This window comes from Paracoccus limosus (assembly GCF_009711185.1).
GTDB classification, from domain to species: Bacteria; Pseudomonadota; Alphaproteobacteria; order Rhodobacterales; family Rhodobacteraceae; genus Paracoccus; species Paracoccus limosus.
The window spans coordinates 74,133-91,887 of record NZ_WMIF01000003.1 but is presented as its reverse complement, the minus strand read 5'-3'; the positions used below and the strand labels follow the sequence as shown (position 1 = coordinate 91,887).

Genomic DNA, 17,755 nt, shown 5'->3' with positions numbered 1-17,755 from the left:
GGGCCTAGGAGGAGCCATGCCAAGGGAGGGCCACATGACCGAGGATTTTCTGCACCGCATCCGCCACAAGGGGCTGCGCGAACGCGTCGTCAGTGCCGAACAGGCGGCCAGCCTGATCCATGACGGCATGGTGCTGGGCATGTCGGGCTTTACCCGTGCGGGCGAGGCCAAGGCGGTGCCGATGGCGCTGGCCGAACGGGCCCGCCAGAACCCGATGAAGGTCACGCTGATGACTGGGGCCTCGCTGGGCAATGATCTGGACAAGACCATGGCCGAGGCGCAGCTGCTGTCGCGCCGCATTCCCTTCATGTCCGACCCGGCGCTGCGCCGCGCCATCAACGCGGGCGAGGTCATGTATATCGACCAGCACCTGTCCGAGACGGTCGAGCAGTTGCGCACCTGTCAGTTGCCGCCGGTGGACATCGCCATCATCGAGGCGGTGGCGATCACCGAACAGGGCGGCATCCTGCCCACCACCTCGGTCGGGAACTCGGCCAGCTTTGCCCTGCTGGCGGAAAAGGTCATCGTCGAGATCAACCTGAGCCAGTCCGAGCAGCTGGAAGGGCTGCATGACATCTATATCCCGACCTATCGCCCGACGCGGACGCCGATTCCGGTCGTGAGCGCCGAAAGCCGGGTCGGTTTCCCCTTTATCCCGGTCCCGCCCGAGCGGATCGCGGCCATCGTGATCTCGACCAAGCTCGACAGTTCCTCGACCGTGCAGGAACCTGATGAGGAAACCCGCGCCATCGCCGGGCATCTGACCGACTTCCTGAAAAACGAAGTTGCGCATTCCCGGCTGCCGAGCCATCTGCAACCCTTGCAGGCCGGCATCGGCACCATTGCCAATGCCGTGCTGCACGGCTTCATCGACAGCCCGTTTCACGACCTGACGATGTATAGCGAAGTCTTGCAGGATTCGACCTTCGATCTGATGGATGCCGGCAAGATGGTCTTTGCCTCGGGATCATCCATCACGCTGTCCGCGCCGAAATATGCCGAGGTGATGGCTCGGTTTCAGGACTACAAGCCAAAGCTGATCCTGCGCCCGCAGGAGATTTCCAACCACCCCGAGGTGGTGCGGCGGCTGGGGCTGATCTGCATCAACACGGCGCTGGAATTCGACATCTATGGCAATGTGAACTCGACCCATGTCATGGGCACCAACATGATGAACGGCATCGGCGGCTCGGGCGATTTTGCGCGGAACGCGTTTCTGTCGGTTTTCGTCACCAAGTCACTGGCCAAGGGCGGGCGGATTTCCTCGGTCGTGCCGATGGTCAGCCATGTCGATCATACCGAGCATGACGTGGACATTCTGGTGACCGAGCAGGGGCTGGCCGATCTGCGCGGGCTGGCACCGCGCGAGCGGGCGCGGGTGATCATCCGAAATTGCGTGGCCCCCGAATGGCGTCCGGCGCTGGAGGATTATCTTGGCCGCGCGCTGGTGCGGGGCGGGCATACGCCGCATCTGCTGGAGGAGGCGCTGTCATGGCACGACCGGCTGCGCCGCACGGGCAGCATGCGGCCCGAATAGGCGAACGCCCCGCGTCATGCGGGGCGTTGCTTTTTTGGGTATTTGGAAAATGGTGAAGATCACCAGGCCGGGATGACGGCGCCGTGGTATTTGTCCTGGATGTATTTCTTGACCGCGTCCGAGTGGTAGGAATCGACCAGCGTTTTCGCCCAGGGGGCATCCTTGTCGGCGGTGCGTACCACGATGATATTGGCGTAGGGGCTTTCGGCCGCCTCTATGGCGATGGCGTTCTTTTCCGGGTTCAGACCGGCTTCCAGTGCGTAATTGGTGTTGATCACCGCCACATCGGCATCGGCCAGCGCGCGGGGCAGCTGGGCTGCGTCGAGTTCGAGGAACTTGAGGTTCCTGGCGTTCTCGGCCACGTCCAGCGGGGTGGGGGTCAGGCCCACGCCGTCGGCCAGCTTGATCAGGCCCTTGTCTTGCAACAGCAGCAGCGCGCGACCGCCATTGGTCGGGTCGTTCGGGATCGCGACCTTGCCGCCTTCGGGCAGATCGTCCAGCGACTTCAGCTTGGCCGAATAGACGCCCATCGGGGTGGTGATGGTCTTGCCGATGGCGACCAGATCAAAGCCGCGGTCCTTGATCTGGTTGTCCAGATAGGGCTGGTGCTGGAAGCTGTTGGCTTGCAGGTCGCCGTCGTTCAGCGCCTGGTTCGGCACGACGTAATCGGTGAACTCGACGATGTCGATGTCGAGCCCCTTGTCCTTGGCGACCTTGGCGACCTGTTCCATGATCTCGGCATGTTCGCCGACCGAGACGCCGACCTTGATTTCCTCGGCCGAGGCCATGGCGGCGCTGAGCGCGAGGGCCGAGAGGGTGAGAGCGAGTTTGCGCATGATGGCTCCTTTCAGGGTTACCGGCCCCGGTTGCGGGGCGCGCGTTTGTCAAAGCGCGAGGCGATCCATTCCCCAAGGGATTGCATCGCCTGCACCAAGAGGATCAGGATGACGACGACGGCCAGCATCACCTCGGGCATGAAGCGCTGATAGCCGTAGCGGATGCCCAGATCGCCCAGACCCTCGCCGCCGACGGCGCCGACCATGGCCGAATAGCCGATCAGGCTGACCACGGCGAGCGTGAGGCCCAGAATGATGCCGGGCAGCGCCTCGGGGACCAGCACCTTGCGCACGATCTGCAAGGGGGTGGCGCCCATGGCGCGGGCGGCCTCGATCAGGCCGGCATCGACCTCGCGGATGGCGGTTTCGATCAGCCGGGCGATGAAAGGGGCGGCGGCGATGGTCAGGGGGACGATGGCCGCGGTGGTGCCGATCGAGGTGCCGGCGATCATGCGGGTCAGCGGGATGATCGCGACCACCAGAATGATGAACGGGGTCGAGCGGGCGGCGTTCACGACCAGCCCCAGCACGGTGTTGAGGACCGGCGCCGAGAGCAGCTCACCCCGGCGCGAGGTAGCCAGAAACACGCCCAGCGGGCCGCCGATCAGCGTGCCGATCAGCGTCGACATGGCGACCATGTAAAGCGTTTGCAGGGTCGAGGACCAAAGGATCGGGATCAGATTAGCCGACATAGCCAAGCACCTCGGTCAGCAGTCCATGTTCTTCCAGAAACGCCTTTGATCCGGCCAGCCGGGCGGCGGGCAGGCCGACGATCAGGCTGCCAAAGGGCTGCTCGCCGATCTCTTCGATGGCGCCGGCCAGGATATTAACGCTGACGCCATGTTCGGCGGTCAGGCGCGCCAGCATGGGATCGGTGGCGTGCCGGCCGGTGAAGGTCACCTGCACCACCGCCTGGGCCTCGGGGCCCTGCGGCGTCGGGGTCATCATGGTGGCGACGAAATGCGGGATGGCGACGCCGGTCACGCCTTTCAGGAAGCTGCGCGTGGTCGGGTGCTGGGGGCGCGAGAAGACGGCGTAGGTTTCGCCCGCCTCGACGATGCGACCGGCCTCGATTACGGCGACATGGCTGCAGATGTCGCGCACCACGGCCATTTCATGGGTGATCAGCAGGATGGTCAGGCCGAGATCTCGGTTGATGGTCTGCAAAAGCTCCAGCACCTGCCGCGTGGTGTCAGGGTCCAGCGCCGAGGTGGCCTCGTCCGACAACAGCACGCGCGGCTCGGTCGCAAGTGCGCGGGCGATGCCGACGCGCTGTTTCTGGCCGCCCGAAAGCTCTGCCGGATAGCGTTTTGCCTGCGCGGTCAGGCCGACGCGCTCGATCAGTTCGGCGACGCGCGGGGCGATCTTGGCCGGGGCCTCGCCCGCGATTTCCAGCGGCAATGCGATGTTTTCGGCGACGGTGCGGCTGGCCAGCAAGTTGAAGTGCTGAAAAATCATCCCGACCTCGCGCCGGACCCGGCGCAGCGCGCTGTCCGAGGCGGCACCCACGTCATGGCCATTCACGATGACCTGCCCTGAGGACGGGCGCTCGAGCCCGTTCACCATGCGCAGCAGCGTCGATTTGCCCGCGCCCGAGCGGCCGATGATCCCGGTCACCGCGCCCTGCGGCACCTCAAGGTCGATGTCATGCAGCGCCACCACGTCGCTGCCGCCTTTTTGCGGATAGCGGCGCGTGACGCGCTGAAATGAGATGGCTGCTTCGCTCATGGGTCCGTCCTGATGTCCGGTCAGAGCTATGCGCGGGACAGTATGCTTGGCAAGGGGCCCGGGCGGGCTTTGTCAGCAACGGCGTTCCATCGCCGCGCGGCTGGATGGAACGCCGTTCTGTTCTGTAAAATTTACGCTGCGGCAAGTGCCGCGATGATCGGAGAGAAATCGCTGGCCTTCAGGCTGGCGCCGCCGACCAGTGCGCCGTTCACATGCGGGATGGCAAAGATATCGGCGGCATTGCCGGGCTTGACCGAGCCGCCGTAAAGCAGCGTCATGTCCGCGCCGTCGGCAAAGCGGGCCGACAGGCGGTCGCGCATCAGGGCATGGACCTCGGCGATCTGCTCATTGGTCGGGGTGCGACCGGTGCCGATGGCCCAGACCGGCTCATAGGCCAGCACGGTATTGGCGGCAGTGGCGCAATCGGGGACCGAGCCGGCCAGCTGCGCCGCGATCACGTCCAGCGTTTCGCCGGCATCGCGCTGCGCCTCGGTTTCGCCCACGCAGATCACGGCGATCAGACCCGCCTGATGCGCGGCGACGGCTTTCGCGGCGACGGCGGCATCGGTCTCGGCATGGTCGGTGCGGCGCTCGGAGTGGCCCAGGATGACGTGGCTGGCCCCGGCATCGCGCAGCTGATCGGCGGCAATGTCGCCGGTATGCGCGCCCGAGGGGTTGGCATGGCAATCCTGACCGCCGGTCGGAATGCCCTTGGTGGCCACGGCATGGATCAGCGTCGCGGGCGGGCAGATCAGCAGATCGCAGCCTGGCTGCGCCTCGGTCAGGATCTGGTCAATTTCCGCCAGCGCCGCCCGCGTTCCGTTCATCTTCCAGTTGCCGGCGGCCAGTTTGCGCGCTGCCATGTCTCTCTCCCGAATTTTATGGTCGGGAAAGGGATTAGGACGGGGGGCAGGGGTGATCAAGAATGGGTGCGCTAACGGTGGCGAAAAGCCTTAGAGCTTGGGCGGGGCGCCTGCGGCCGCACTGCCGGGCAGGGCGAAACTGACCGATTCCCCGCAGCCGCAGCTTTCGGTGACATTCGGATTGCGAAAGCGGAAGCCGGATTCCAGCATGCCGGTCTCATAGTCGATCTCGGTGCCAAAGATATACATCTGCGCGGTGGGCGCGATCATCACGCGCGCCGCGCCCTGTTCGACCACCTCATCGCCGGGCGCGGGGGTGTCGGCCATCTCCATGGTGTATTCCATGCCCGCGCAGCCGCCCTTCTTCAGGCCGATGCGCAGCCCGCCGGCGGATTTCGATGCCATCAGGCGCGAGATGTGGCGTTCAGCGGCCTCGGTGATGGTGACGGGGGACTTGCCGGGGATCGAGAACATGCGCGCCTTCCTTGTTCGCTGCCTGTCATGTAAGTGCAGAAAACCTGCCGCTCAAGGGCCTGCGGCGCTTGACTCTGGGGAGGTGGCGGCTATAAGCGCCGCTTCATTGGTGTTGGTGGACCCCGCAAGGGGAACCCTGTCAGGCAATATGCCAGAGGACAACGCCCTTCGACAACATATAAGAAGGAGATCAGCGATGACCAAACGCACCGCTGCCAAGTACAAGATCGACCGCCGCATGGGCGAAAACATCTGGGGCCGCGCCAAGTCGCCGCTGAACAAGCGCGAATACGGCCCGGGCCAGCACGGTCAGCGCCGCAAGGGCAAGCTGTCGGACTTCGGCACCCAGCTGCGCGCCAAGCAGAAGCTCAAAGGCTACTACGGCGACCTGACCGAGAAGCAATTCCGCCGCATCTATGCGGAAGCCGAGCGCGTCAAGGGCGACACCGGTGAGAACCTGGTCGGCCTGCTGGAGCGCCGCCTGGATGCCATCGTCTACCGCGCGAAATTCGTTCCGACCATCTTTGCCGCCCGTCAGTTCGTGAACCACGGCCACGTGGAAGTGAACGGCCAGCGCGTGAACATCGCGTCCTACCGCGTCAAGGAAGGCGATGTCGTCTCGATCCGCGAGCGTTCGCGCCAGCTGGCCATTGTTCTGGAAGCCGTCGCCCTGACCGAGCGTGACGTTCCGGACTATCTGGAAGTCGACCACAACAAGATGACCGCGACCTTCGTGCGCACCCCGGCCCTGGGCGATGTGCCCTATGCCGTGCAGATGGAACCGAACCTGGTCGTCGAATTCTACGCCAAGAACTGATCCTTTCGGGTCAGACGGATTTCAGGGCCGTCCCTTCGGGGGCGGCCTTTTCGCATGTGGCATGGGCCGCATGGGTATTTGGAAAATGGTGAAAGCCCGGCTGCCGTGCCCTGTGCGCCACAGCCGGGGGTGGTAACGGTCCTGTGGATTGCAGCCGCCGCGCCCGATCTGGCAACAGGGCGCCAGATCAAGACGGAGCGGGCAATGCGGCTGGCGGCAATTCTGGCGATGATGGTTCTGGCGCTGCCGGCGCTGGCCGAGGACAAGCCGGCGGCGGATGAGAAGCTGTGGACCTGCGAGACCTCGATCGCCGGCGAAAAAACCGAGATCAATTATGTCCGCGATGCCGAATTCCGCCAGAATGTCGGTCGGCTGGAAAAGAGCTTTTCCGGCTGGGGCAGGATTTCGTGCCCGGGCTATGTCACGCTGCGCGAGATCCTGCGGCGCAACGATATGGCCGATGATGGCAGCTATTGCCTGCTTTGGGACCGCGAGAACGACAGCTACATCGGCGCGCAAAAGGGGCCGCGCAAGGGCAATGCCCTGTGCCGCAAGACCTTTTGCGAAAGGGTGAACTCGACCCGTCAGGCCACCTTCCGCAATGCCAATGCCATGGCGCTGGCCGGCTATGACGCCGTGACCCAGCGCCCGGGGGCGGCGATTCTGGCCGCAACCTCGGGGTCGATGGTGGGCACGCTGGAGGCGGCGGGGGCTGCTGCCATGGGCGTTGCCGCCTCGCCGGTGGCGGTGGGCTCGATGGTGATCGGTTCGGCGGCCGTGGGTGGCACCATGTGGTATTGCGCCGAAGAGTGACCGCGCGGGCTTTCACCATTTTCCAAATACCCATGCGGCCCCGCCACATGCGAAAAGGCCGCCCCCGAAGGGACGGCCCTGCAAGCCCTGCCTGCTGCGATCAGGCTTTCGCCAGGTTGCGCAGCACGTAATGCAGCACGCCGCCGTTTTCGAGATATTCGATTTCGACCTCGGTATCGACGCGGGCCTTGAGCTGGATCATCTTGGTCGTGCCATCGGCATATTGGATGGTGCAGGGCACCAGCGACAACGGTTTGAAATCGCCGTCCAGCCCGTCGATCGACACGATCTCGTCGCCCTTGAGCCCCAGCGTCTTGCGGGTGTCGCCGCCGGTGAATTCGAAGGGGATGACGCCCATGCCGACCAGATTCGAGCGGTGGATACGCTCGAAACTTTCGGCGATCACCGCCTTGACGCCCAAAAGATTGGTGCCCTTGGCGGCCCAGTCGCGTGACGAGCCCGCGCCATATTCGATGCCGCCAAAGATCACCAGCGGCACGCCTTCGGCCTGATAGGCCATGGCGGCGTCATAGATCGAGGTCTGCTGCCCGTCCGGCCCCTTGGTATAGCCGCCCTCGACGCCGTCCAGCATTTCGTTCTTGATGCGGATATTGGCGAAGGTGCCGCGCATCATGACCTCGTGGTTGCCGCGCCGCGAACCGTAGCTGTTGAAGTCCTTGGGCGCGACCTGCCGGTCGGTCAGGTATTTCCCGGCCGGGGTGGTGGGCTTGAACGAACCCGCGGGCGAGATGTGGTCGGTGGTGATCATGTCACCCAGAAGCGCAAGCACCCGTGCGCCCTCGATATTGTGGATCGTGCCCTTGTCCTTGCCCATGCCGCGGAAATAGGGCGGGTTCTGGATATAGGTCGAGCTGGGCGGCCAGTCATAGGTCTCGCTGTCGGTGACCTCGACCGCGCGCCAGCGTTCGTCGCCCTTGAACACATCGGCATACTTGGTCTGGAACATCTCGCGGGTGACGATGCTGTCGACCAGTGCCGCGACCTCTTTCGAGCTGGGCCAGATGTCCTTCAGGAACACCGGCTTGCCGTCAGCGGTATGGGCCAGCGGTTCGCGGGTCAGGTCGATGTTCATGTCGCCGGCGATGGCATAGGCCACGACCAGCGGCGGCGAGGCCAGATAGTTGGCGCGCACATCGGGGCTGATCCGGCCCTCGAAGTTGCGGTTGCCCGACAGGACCGAGACGGCGACCAGATCGTTGTCGTTGATCGACTTCGAGATTTCCGGCTGCAGCGGCCCCGAGTTGCCGATGCAGGTCGTGCAGCCAAAGCCCACGAGGTTGAAGCCGAGCGCGTCCAGATCATCCTGCAGGTTCGCGGCCTCAAGATATTCGGCCACCACCTGCGAGCCGGGGGCCAGCGAGGTCTTGACCCAGGGCCTGCGGGTCAGGCCAAGCGCGCGCGCCTTGCGGGCGACCAGACCCGCCGCCATCAGCACATAGGGGTTCGAGGTGTTGGTGCAGGAGGTGATCGCCGCGATCACCACCGAGCCGTCATGCAGCTGGTAGTCCTGTCCCTCGACCGTGCCTGATTTGTAGCCGTCGTGATGGCCGGGCAGGTCGCTGGGGGCAGGGGCGCCGCCCTCGGCGTTCCAGCGTTTCTCCGAGGTCTCGCTCGGCTCGGGCAGCTGGCGGGTGCCGCAGATGTATTTGCGGAACTCGCGGGCCGAATCGGTCAGCGCGACGTGATCCTGCGGCCGTTTCGGGCCCGAGATCGCCGGGACGACATCGCCTTGGTCCAGCTCCAGCGTCGAGGAATAGACCGGGGCGTAATCCTTGCCGCGCCAGAGGCCGTTTTCCTTGGCATAGGCCTCGACCAGGGCAATACGGGATTCGTCGCGGCCGGTCTGGCGCAGATAGCGCAGGGTTTCGCCGTCGATGGGGAAAAAGCCGCAGGTGGCGCCATATTCCGGGGCCATGTTGGCGATGGTGGCGCGGTCGGCCAGCGGCATGTGGTCCAGCCCGTCGCCGTAGAATTCGACGAATTTGCCGACGACGCCATGTTTGCGCAGCATCTGCACGACCTTCAGCACCAGATCGGTGGCGGTCACGCCTTCGCGCAGCGCGCCGGTGATCTTGAAGCCGACGACCTCGGGGATCAGCATGGAGATCGGCTGGCCCAGCATCGCGGCCTCGGCCTCGATGCCGCCGACGCCCCAGCCCAGAACGGCAAGGCCGTTGACCATGGTGGTATGGCTGTCGGTGCCGACCAGCGTGTCGGGATAGGCCACCTCGATGCCGTTCTGGTCCTTGTCGGTCCAGACGGTCTGGGCCAGATATTCAAGGTTGACCTGATGGCAGATGCCGGTGCCCGGCGGCACCACGCGGAAGTTGTTGAAGGCGTTCTGCCCCCATTTCAGAAAGGTATAGCGCTCCATATTGCGCTCGTATTCCAGCTCGACGTTGCGCTGGAAGGCGCGGGGCGTGCCGAATTCGTCGATCATCACCGAATGGTCGATGACCAGATCCACCGGGTTCAGCGGGTTGATCTTTTGCGGATCGCCCCCCAGCGCCTTGATGCCGTCGCGCATCGCGGCCAGGTCCACCACGGCGGGAACGCCGGTGAAATCCTGCATCAGGACGCGAGCCGGGCGATAGGCGATCTCGCGCGGGTTCTGCCCGCCCTTGGCGGCCCATTCGGCGAAGGCCTTGATGTCATCGACGCTGACGGTGCGGCCGCCGTCTTCAAAGCGCAGCAGGTTTTCCAGCACCACCTTCAGCGAGGCCGGCAGTTTCGAGAAATCGCCCAGACCCGCCTCGGTTGCGGCGGCGATCGAATAATAGTCGATGCTGGTGCCACCCACATCAAGCTTGCGGCGCGTTCTGGCTGAATCGGTTCCGGTTGCGATGGTCATGGTTCGGCTCCCTATCCTTGAAAAGGTGGCTGAATGGCGATTGCCCCGGTTGATGTGCGCCTTTTCGGGGGGCGGATCAAGGTCGGGACATCTACGGTATGCGATTGTATACTGATTTTGCCACCTGATTGCAAGCTGTGGGTTTCCGGCAACGATCACGACCCCGGAACGGGGCGCTAACAAAGCGTTGATTTGTAGCCTTTGGGCTGTGGGCGTTAGGTGGTTGCATCGGAACCGGCGGGGAAATCTGGACAATATGGCCGATGGCTTTGCACGCTCTTGCCTGGCGCGGTGGCAGGCCCATCCGTGGCGTCGCCCGGCGCCGGGGATGTGGCATCAGGCCGCAGCCCTGATCGCGGGGGTGATGCTGGCCCATGGCGCGCTGGCGCAGGACGCCCCGACCGGCGGCAGCGCATGGAGCCCCGAGGCCTGGCCGCTGTCGCATATGGACCCCGGCGAAGCCGCGCAGATCGACGAGCCGGTCGGCGTGACGGTGCTGGCCGCGCCCGGCGATGCCAACCCCGCCCCCGACCAGCCTGCCGAGGCGCCGGCCCCCGAGGCCGCCGCGTCTGCCGCCACCGGCACCGCCGACGGCATCGGCCTGATCGAGGCGCCCGAGGGGGCCCTTGGCACGTTGCCCGATGTCAGCGCCGACGCTTTCGCCGAATCCGCCGGCATCGCCAGCTTTGTCGAGCGCCGCAGCCCCGAGCCGCGCGGCGCGATGTTCGGCCCGATCGGGCATCCGCCGGTGGTGGTCGAGCTGTTCACCGCCGAGGGCTGTTCCTCTTGTCCGCCGGCCGACGAGATGCTGGGCGATCTGGCCGACCGCGACGATATCCTCGCCCTGTCCTGGCATGTCGATTACTGGGATTACCTTGGCTGGGCCGATCAATTCGCCCGCCCCGAATTCACCCAGCGCCAGCAGGCCTATGCCCATGCCTGGCGCGAGCGGGCGATCTATACGCCGCAGATGATCGTCGGCGGCACCGACACGCTGATCGCGCTGCGCCCGGCCGAGCTGATGGCGCTGATCGACATGCAGATGGCGCGCCCGGCGCCGGTGCTGGTCACCTCCAGCCAAAAGGCCGATGGCGGTTTCCAGATCGAGCTGACGCCGCGCGCCGCCATTGCCCGCCCGGTCGCGCTGCTGCTGGTGCGCTATGCGCCGCAGCGCGATGTCGAGATCAAGGCCGGCGAGAATCGCGGCGTCTCGGTCGGCTATCGCAATGTCGTGCTGGCGGTGGACCGTGTCGGCGACTGGGATGGCCGCGCCCCCCTGCGCATGAGCGTGCGCGCCGATTCGACCCCCGCGCAAAGCTTTCCCTCGGACACGCGTCACGCGATTCTCGCGCAGGAACTGGGCCGGGGGCAGGATGTCACCGGGCCGATTCTGGCCGCGATCCGGCTGGACTAGGCGGGGCGGGCCGGCGATGCGCAGCCTTGCCTGGCGCGGCACAAGCGGGCAGAACACGGGCAATTTCCCGACTCCATGACCTTTCGCGACCCCAAGACCGAGGCCGGCATGACCCAAGCACGCAAGATCAAACCCTGGCTCAAGGCCACGCTGGAGCTGGGGCCGCTGCTGCTGTTCTTCGTGATCTTCATGCGGTTGCGTGACAAGACGGTGATGCTGGGCGGCACCGAATATTCGGGCTTCATCCTGGCGACGATGGTCTTCATCCCGGTGATGGTCGCCTCGACGCTGGCGCTGTGGCGGCTGACCGGCAAGCTGGCGCCGATGCAGGTCGCGACGCTGGTTCTGGTCGTGGTCTTTGGCGGGCTGTCGGTCTGGCTGAACGATCCGCGCTTCTTCAAGATCAAGGTGACGCTGATCTATCTGATCTTTGCCGGGCTTCTGGGGCTCAGTCTTGCGCTGCGGCGCAACTGGCTGCAGCTGGTCATGTCCGAGGCGCTGCCGATGCGCGACGAGGGCTGGCGCATCCTGACCATCCGGCTGGCCCTGCTGTTTCTGGGGTTGGCGCTGGCCAACGAACTGGTCTGGCGCACGCTGTCGGAAACCACATGGGTGAATTTCAAGACATTCGGCCTGCCGGCGATCATGGTGGCGTTTTTCGTGCTGAACGCCCGGCTTTTCGAACGTTACGCCCTGCCGCGGGACGAGTGACGCCTTGAATGGCAGCCGGCGCGGGCGTATCCGGGCCAAAGCCACAAGGAGTCCGTCCATGACCGAGAAGCCTCTGCACCCGCGCACCCGCGCCGTCCATCACGGCATTCGCCGCAGCCAGTATGGCGAGATGGCCGAGGCCCTGTTCATGACGCAGGGCTTTTCCTATGACAGCGCCGAACAGGCCGAGCAGCGGTTCATCAAGTCCGGCCCCGATGAATTCATCTATGCCCGCTACGGCAACCCGACCTCGCGCATGTTCGAGGATCGCATCGCCAGTCTCGAAGGCACCGAGGACGCCTTTGCCACCGCCTCGGGCATGGCGGCGGTCAACGGCGCGCTGATGTGCTTTGCCAAGCCGGGCGATCACATCGTCTCGGCCAAGGCGCTGTTCGGCTCGTGTCTTTATGTGCTGGACGTTTTGGCGCGTTTCGGCGTCGAGGTGTCCTATGTCGATGGCACCGATCTGGCGCAATGGCAGGCGGCGATCCGGCCCGACACCAAGGCGGTGTTCTTCGAATCCGTGTCGAACCCGACGCTGGAGGTGATCGACATCGAGGGCGTGGCCAAGCTTGCCCATGCCGTCGGCGCGCTGGTGATCGTCGATAACGTCTTTGCCACCCCGGTGTTCAGCAGCGCGGTCGCGCAGGGCGCCGATGTCGTGGTCTATTCCTCGACCAAGCATATCGACGGGGCAGGGCGCTGCCTTGGCGGCGTGATCTGCGGCACGCGCCAATTCGTGCGCGAGGTGGCCGAGCCCTATCTGAAACATACCGGCGCGGCGATCAGCCCCTTCAACGCCTGGATCATGCTGAACGGGCTGACCACGCTGGACCTGCGCGTGCGCGCCCAGACCGAATCGGCGCTGGCCTTTGCACAGGCGATGCAGGGACAGGCCGGGGTCAGCAAGGTGATCTATCCGGGCCTGCCCGACCATCCGCAATACGATCTGGTGCAGCGCCAGATGGGCGCGGGCGGCACCATGGTCGCCATTGATCTGGGCAGCAAGGAAGCGGCCTTTGCCGCGATGAACCGGATGCAGGTGTTCCTGATCTCGAACAATCTGGGCGATGCGAAATCCATCGTCACCCATCCCGCGACGACCACGCATCAGCGTCTGTCGCCCGAGGTGCAGGCCGGGCTGGGCATTACGCCGGGCCTGTTGCGCCTGTCGATCGGGTTGGAGCATGTCGACGATCTGATCGCGGATATGCGTCAGGCATTGGCCTGAGCCGGCCAAAGGGCGCCTGACTGTCGGGGCGCCCCTTTTGTTTTCGGTCGGCAATCCCCACATTGCTGGCCGACCGCCCTCCCGGAGGATGCCATGACCGAGGCCCGACCGATCTTTCCCGGCCCCGCTGCCACCGAGCGCGCCTACCCGGCGCTGTCGCGCGAGTATCCCGCCGACTTTCGCGTCGATGACAGCTACAAGGCCAGCCTGCCCGACCTGCAGAACGGTCCGGCCAGCCTGATCGTCGGCGCCCGCGCCCCGATCCAGCATGTCGGCATCTCGAATTTCCGGCTGCCGATCCGCTACCAGACCAAGGAAGGCGGCGAGATCACGCTGGAAACCAGCGTCACCGGCACCGTCAGCCTTGAGGCCGACCGCAAGGGCATCAACATGAGCCGCATCATGCGCTCGTTCTATGCCCATGCCGAGAAGCAGTTCTCGATGCGGGTGCTGCAGGCGGCGCTGGACGATTACAAATCCGACCTGAACAGTTTCGACGCCCGCATCCAGATGCGGCTGAGCTATCCGATGCGGGTCGCGTCGCTGCGCTCGGGGCTGTCGGGCTGGCAATATTACGATGTCGCGCTGGAACTGGCGGAACGCGCCGGGCAGCGGCTGCGCATCATGCATTTCGACTATGTCTATTCCTCGACCTGTCCCTGTTCGCTGGAGCTGTCCGAACATGCCCGGCAGATGCGCGGACAGTTGGCGACGCCGCATTCGCAGCGTTCGATCGCGCGGATCTCGGCGGTGATGCAGGGCGATACGCTTTGGTTCGAGGATATGGTGGAACTGTGCCGCCGCGCCGTCGCCACCGAAACTCAGGTCATGGTGAAACGCGAGGATGAGCAGGCCTTTGCCGAACTCAATGCCGCGAACCCGATCTTTGTCGAGGATGCCGTGCGCGCCTTTGCCGGCGAGCTGATCGCCGAGCCACGCATCGGCGATTTCCGCGTCGTCGCCAGCCATCAGGAATCGCTGCATTCGCATGACGCGGTTTCGGTGCTGACGCAGGGCGAGACCTTTGCCCAGGCCAGCCTCGACCCGTCGATTTTCGCCGGGCTGCGGGCCTGACGTGAACAAGGCGTGAACACGGGCTTTCCCGACGCGCCGTCTGGGGATATGCTCGCGCCATGAGTGATTTCGACGATTCCGACGCCTTCGAGGCTGCCGCCACGCCTGTGCCGCAGAGGGGCCCGCTATCGCAGCGCGCCATGGCGGCGCGGCCCGCGCCCTATCTGGATGGTCTGAACGACGCGCAGCGCGCCGCGGTCGAGGCGCTGGACGGCCCCGTCCTGCTGCTGGCGGGCGCCGGCACCGGCAAGACCCGCGCCCTGACCACCCGCATCGCGCATCTGCTGACGCTCGGCAAGGCGCGACCGGGCCAGATCCTGGCCGTGACCTTTACCAACAAGGCCGCGCGCGAGATGAAGGACCGCATCGCCCGCCTCTTGGGCGAGATGGTCGAGGGCATGCCGTGGCTCGGCACATTCCACAGCGTCAGCGTCAAGATCCTGCGCCGCCATGCCGAACTGGTGGGCGACGCCACGCTGCACCTGAAGCCCAGCTTCACCATTCTGGACACCGACGACCAGATCCGGCTGATGAAGCAGTTGATCGCAGCCGAGTATATCGACGAAAAGCGCTGGCCCGCGCGGCAACTGGCCGGGCTGATCGACGGCTGGAAGAACCGCTGCCTGACCCCTGCGAACCTGCCGCGCGGAGAGGATCGCGCCTTCGACGGCTGGGGCGGCCGGCTTTACGCCGCCTATCAGCGCCGCCTGCTGGAACTGAACGCCGTCGATTTCGGCGATCTGTTGATGCATTGCGTCACCCTGTTTCAGGCGCATCCCGATGTGCTGAAAAGCTGGCAGGACCGGTTCCGCTATATCCTTGTCGATGAATATCAGGACACCAACGTCGCCCAATACATGTGGCTGCGGCTGTTGGCGCGGGCGCATCGCAACATCTGCTGCGTGGGCGATGACGACCAGTCGATCTATGGCTGGCGCGGCGCCGAGGTCGGCAACATCCTGCGCTTTGAGACCGATTTCCCCGGCGCGCAGGTGATCCGGCTGGAACAGAACTATCGCTCGACCCCGCATATTCTTGCCGCCGCCTCGGGGCTGATCGCGGCGAACAAGGGGCGGCTGGGCAAGACGCTCTGGACCGACGCCACCGGGGGCGAGCCGGTGCGCCTGATCGGCCATTGGGACAGCGAGGCCGAGGCGCGCTGGATCGGCGAGGAAATCGAGGCGTTTCAGGGTGGCCACCGCCATGCCATCGGTCGCCGCAACCTCAATGACATCGCCATCCTCGTGCGCGCCAGCCATCAGATGCGCGCCTTCGAGGACCGCTTCATGACCATCGGCCTGCCCTATCGGGTGATCGGCGGCCCGCGCTTCTATGAGCGGCAGGAAATCCGCGACGCCATGGCCTATTTCCGGCTGGCGGTCAGCCCCGCCGACGACCTCGCCTTCGAGCGGATCGTGAACGTGCCCAAGCGCGGTCTGGGCGACAAGGCGGTGCAAAAGATCCAGTCCGAGGCCCGCGAACGCGGCTTGTCGCTGCTGGAAGGGGCGGCCAGCGCCATCGCGGTCGGCGCCATCGCCGGCAAGGGCGGCAGCGCGCTGCGCCAGTTCACCGAAAGCATGGGCCGCTGGCACGCCGATGCCATCGACCCTGCCGTGAACCATGTCGAGCTGGCCGAACGGATTCTTGACGAATCCGGCTACACCACAATGTGGCAAAACGACAAATCGCCCGATGCGCCGGGCCGTCTGGACAACCTCAAGGAACTGGTCAAGGCGCTGGAGGAATTCGACAATCTTCAGGGCTTCCTTGAACATGTCGCGCTGGTCATGGATGCCGACAAGGGCGAGCAGGAAGATCAGGTCAGCATCATGACCCTGCATGCCGCCAAGGGGCTGGAATATCCCGTCGTTTTTCTGCCGGGATGGGAGGACGGGTTGTTCCCCAGCCAGCGCAGCATGGACGAATCCGGGATGAAGGGGCTCGAGGAAGAGCGCCGCCTTGCCTATGTCGGCATCACGAGGGCCGAGGAGCTGGCGACGATCACCTTCGCCGGCAACCGGCGCATGTATGGGCAATGGCAGTCGAGCTTGCCCTCGCGCTTCATCGACGAACTGCCCGAGGATCACGTCGAGGTGCTGACGCCGCCCGGCCTTTATGGCGGCGGCTATGGTGCGGCGGCGGCTTTCGCGACCTCATCCATGCATGACCGCGCGGCCCATGCTGATGTCTATAATTCGCCCGGCTGGAAGCGGATGCAGGAACGCAGCGCCAGCCGTGGCCAGCCGGTGCACCGCACGCCGGTCACCATCGACGCCGAACCGGCCGCGCGCTTTTCGGTTGGCGACCGCGTGTTTCACCAGAAATTCGGCAATGGTACCGTGCAGGGCATCGCCGAGGATACGCTGACCGTGGAATTCACGACTGGCTTCAAGACGATCAAGGCGGGCTATGTGCAGCCCGCCTCGGGTTCGTCCATCGATGACGTGCCGTTCTAAAGCGCGGCCCGGACCACATCGGCCAAGGCCGTGGTCGGGCGTCCGATCAGCGCCGAAAGCTGCTTGCCATCGTCGTAAAGCGCGCCCTGTGACGCCCCCACGTCCCAGCCGGCAATCGCCGCCGACAGCCAGTCGGGCAGGCCGGCCTTGACCAGAGCGGCGGCATAATCCGTCTCGGACAGGTTGACATAGGGGATCTCGCGGCCGCTCTGGCGCGACAGCTCGGCGGCCAGATCGGCCAGCGTCCAGGCGGTGTCCGCCGCCAGCTCATAGGTCTTGCCGGCATGGCCGCTCTCGGCCAGAACCACGGCCGCCGCCTCTGCGTAATCGGCCCGCGCCGCGCCGGAAATCCGGCCCGCGCCCGCCGCCCCGATCAGCGCACCATGCTGCAAGGCCGCCGGGATGGCGCCGGTATAGTTCTCGGCATACCAGCCATTGCGCAGGATCACATGCGGGATGCCCGATGCGGCCAGCAGCGCCTCGGTCTCGACATGCTCGCCCGCCAGCGACAGCGGCGAGCGGTCGGCGTGCAGCAGGCTGGTATAGACGATCTCGCCCACGCCTGCGGCTTTGGCGGCGGCGATGACCGCCTCGTGCTGCGCCGTGCGCTTGCCGACCTCGCTCGAGGAAATCAGCAGCAGCCGGTCGATGCCTTGCAGCGCTGCGGCCAGCGTTTCGGGCCGGTCATAGTCAAAGGCGCGGGCCGCGACGCCCGAATCGACCTTTTCCGGCGAACGGGCCAGCGCGACGATCTCGGTCTCGGGCAGCAGGGTCTTGAGCTTGGCGATGGCCAGGCGGCCCAATTGGCCGGTGGCCCCGGTAATGGCGACAGTCATAATGCTCTCCATGTCTCTTGTGTCGAGAAACATACGCGACTACTTACGAAAAGTAAGAACGCACAGGAATGTTAGTGTGAAGAATTCTCCCGC

General features: G+C 65.2%; 15 protein-coding genes. 8 read left to right on the top strand and 7 right to left on the bottom strand.

All coding sequences use genetic code 11. The annotated features are described in order from the left end of the window. Window positions 1-34 precede the first annotated feature (34 nt). Window positions 35-1,537: a succinyl-CoA:acetate CoA-transferase ScpC gene (gene scpC, locus GL279_RS03365; RefSeq protein ID WP_155063194.1), complete on the top strand. Its 1,503-nt coding sequence runs from the start codon at window positions 35-37 to the stop codon at window positions 1,535-1,537. Between the two features lie 59 nt (window positions 1,538-1,596). On the opposite strand, the gene GL279_RS03360 is transcribed toward scpC, so the two are convergent. The 5 genes from GL279_RS03360 to GL279_RS03340 form a co-directional block, all read right to left on the bottom strand. After that, window positions 1,597-2,373: a MetQ/NlpA family ABC transporter substrate-binding protein gene (locus GL279_RS03360; RefSeq protein WP_155063193.1), complete on the bottom strand. Its 777-nt coding sequence runs from the start codon at window positions 2,371-2,373 to the stop codon at window positions 1,597-1,599. A 17-nt stretch (window positions 2,374-2,390) separates the two neighbouring features. Further along, a complete protein-coding gene (locus GL279_RS03355) occupies window positions 2,391-3,065 on the bottom strand; it encodes a methionine ABC transporter permease (protein ID WP_155063192.1) in 675 nt (224 codons plus the stop codon). Then, the gene (locus GL279_RS03350; protein WP_155063191.1) at window positions 3,055-4,101 is read right to left on the bottom strand and encodes a methionine ABC transporter ATP-binding protein; all 1,047 of its coding nucleotides are present in this window, start codon (window positions 4,099-4,101) and stop codon (window positions 3,055-3,057) included. The genes GL279_RS03355 and GL279_RS03350 overlap by 11 nt, the downstream gene beginning before the upstream one ends. Before the next feature lie 131 nt (window positions 4,102-4,232). Continuing rightward, entirely contained in the window at window positions 4,233-4,964 is a 732-nt protein-coding gene (tpiA, locus tag GL279_RS03345) for a triose-phosphate isomerase (RefSeq protein ID WP_155063190.1), read from the bottom strand. Window positions 4,965-5,054: 90 nt separating this feature from the next. Next, on the bottom strand, window positions 5,055-5,438 hold the full coding sequence (locus tag GL279_RS03340) for a HesB/IscA family protein (protein ID WP_155063189.1): 384 nt from the start codon (window positions 5,436-5,438) through the stop codon (window positions 5,055-5,057). A gap of 196 nt (window positions 5,439-5,634) precedes the next feature. Here GL279_RS03340 and rpsD point away from each other — a divergent pair, with 196 nt between their 5' ends. Both rpsD and GL279_RS03330 read left to right on the top strand, forming a co-directional pair. Further along, window positions 5,635-6,255, top strand: a complete 621-nt coding sequence (gene rpsD, locus GL279_RS03335; protein ID WP_155063188.1) for a 30S ribosomal protein S4 — start codon at window positions 5,635-5,637, stop codon at window positions 6,253-6,255. 204 nt (window positions 6,256-6,459) lie between these two features. Next, entirely contained in the window at window positions 6,460-7,068 is a 609-nt protein-coding gene (locus GL279_RS03330; protein WP_155063187.1) for a hypothetical protein, read from the top strand. A gap of 100 nt (window positions 7,069-7,168) precedes the next feature. Here the strand turns inward: GL279_RS03330 and acnA are convergent, their stop codons facing one another. Next, window positions 7,169-9,940 carry an aconitate hydratase AcnA gene (gene acnA, locus GL279_RS03325; RefSeq protein WP_155063186.1) on the bottom strand — a complete coding sequence of 924 codons (2,772 nt, stop codon included), beginning with the start codon at window positions 9,938-9,940 and terminating at the stop codon, window positions 7,169-7,171. A gap of 328 nt (window positions 9,941-10,268) precedes the next feature. Between acnA and GL279_RS03320 the strand changes: the two genes are divergently transcribed. The 5 genes from GL279_RS03320 to GL279_RS03300 all read left to right on the top strand — a co-directional run bounded on the left by GL279_RS03320 (window position 10,269) and on the right by GL279_RS03300 (window position 16,826). Then, a complete protein-coding gene (locus GL279_RS03320; protein ID WP_246175114.1) occupies window positions 10,269-11,354 on the top strand; it encodes a DUF1223 domain-containing protein in 1,086 nt (361 codons plus the stop codon). A gap of 75 nt (window positions 11,355-11,429) precedes the next feature. Continuing rightward, window positions 11,430-12,065: an inner membrane-spanning protein YciB gene (locus GL279_RS03315; RefSeq protein ID WP_246175113.1), complete on the top strand. Its 636-nt coding sequence runs from the start codon at window positions 11,430-11,432 to the stop codon at window positions 12,063-12,065. Between the two features lie 58 nt (window positions 12,066-12,123). Next, window positions 12,124-13,296, top strand: a complete 1,173-nt coding sequence (metZ, locus tag GL279_RS03310) for an O-succinylhomoserine sulfhydrylase (protein ID WP_155063185.1) — start codon at window positions 12,124-12,126, stop codon at window positions 13,294-13,296. Between the two features lie 93 nt (window positions 13,297-13,389). Continuing rightward, the gene (gene folE2 / locus GL279_RS03305; protein WP_155063184.1) at window positions 13,390-14,370 is read left to right on the top strand and encodes a GTP cyclohydrolase FolE2; all 981 of its coding nucleotides are present in this window, start codon (window positions 13,390-13,392) and stop codon (window positions 14,368-14,370) included. A 59-nt stretch (window positions 14,371-14,429) separates the two neighbouring features. Further along, the gene (locus GL279_RS03300; protein WP_155063183.1) at window positions 14,430-16,826 is read left to right on the top strand and encodes an ATP-dependent helicase; all 2,397 of its coding nucleotides are present in this window, start codon (window positions 14,430-14,432) and stop codon (window positions 16,824-16,826) included. Here GL279_RS03300 and GL279_RS03295 read toward each other — a convergent pair. Beyond that, complete coding sequence (locus GL279_RS03295) at window positions 16,823-17,662, bottom strand: NAD(P)H-binding protein (protein ID WP_155063182.1); 840 nt, start codon at window positions 17,660-17,662, stop codon at window positions 16,823-16,825. The genes GL279_RS03300 and GL279_RS03295 overlap by 4 nt on opposite strands. Window positions 17,663-17,755 lie beyond the last annotated feature (93 nt).

What these genes read in the sequence shown, in the direction of transcription:
- acnA (WP_155063186.1), bottom strand. Translation starts at nt 9,940, where the DNA reads ATGACCATCGCAACCGGAACCGATTCAGCCAGAACGCGCCGCAAGCTT.
- GL279_RS03330 (WP_155063187.1), top strand. Translation starts at nt 6,460, where the DNA reads ATGCGGCTGGCGGCAATTCTGGCGATGATGGTTCTGGCGCTGCCGGCG.
- scpC (WP_155063194.1), top strand. Translation starts at nt 35, where the DNA reads ATGACCGAGGATTTTCTGCACCGCATCCGCCACAAGGGGCTGCGCGAA.
- folE2 (WP_155063184.1), top strand. Translation starts at nt 13,390, where the DNA reads ATGACCGAGGCCCGACCGATCTTTCCCGGCCCCGCTGCCACCGAGCGC.
- GL279_RS03350 (WP_155063191.1), bottom strand. Translation starts at nt 4,101, where the DNA reads ATGAGCGAAGCAGCCATCTCATTTCAGCGCGTCACGCGCCGCTATCCG.
- tpiA (WP_155063190.1), bottom strand. Translation starts at nt 4,964, where the DNA reads ATGGCAGCGCGCAAACTGGCCGCCGGCAACTGGAAGATGAACGGAACG.
- GL279_RS03355 (WP_155063192.1), bottom strand. Translation starts at nt 3,065, where the DNA reads ATGTCGGCTAATCTGATCCCGATCCTTTGGTCCTCGACCCTGCAAACG.
- metZ (WP_155063185.1), top strand. Translation starts at nt 12,124, where the DNA reads ATGACCGAGAAGCCTCTGCACCCGCGCACCCGCGCCGTCCATCACGGC.
- GL279_RS03360 (WP_155063193.1), bottom strand. Translation starts at nt 2,373, where the DNA reads ATGCGCAAACTCGCTCTCACCCTCTCGGCCCTCGCGCTCAGCGCCGCC.
- GL279_RS03315 (WP_246175113.1), top strand. Translation starts at nt 11,430, where the DNA reads ATGACCTTTCGCGACCCCAAGACCGAGGCCGGCATGACCCAAGCACGC.
- GL279_RS03320 (WP_246175114.1), top strand. Translation starts at nt 10,269, where the DNA reads ATGTGGCATCAGGCCGCAGCCCTGATCGCGGGGGTGATGCTGGCCCAT.
- GL279_RS03340 (WP_155063189.1), bottom strand. Translation starts at nt 5,438, where the DNA reads ATGTTCTCGATCCCCGGCAAGTCCCCCGTCACCATCACCGAGGCCGCT.
- rpsD (WP_155063188.1), top strand. Translation starts at nt 5,635, where the DNA reads ATGACCAAACGCACCGCTGCCAAGTACAAGATCGACCGCCGCATGGGC.
- GL279_RS03295 (WP_155063182.1), bottom strand. Translation starts at nt 17,662, where the DNA reads ATGACTGTCGCCATTACCGGGGCCACCGGCCAATTGGGCCGCCTGGCC.
- GL279_RS03300 (WP_155063183.1), top strand. Translation starts at nt 14,430, where the DNA reads ATGAGTGATTTCGACGATTCCGACGCCTTCGAGGCTGCCGCCACGCCT.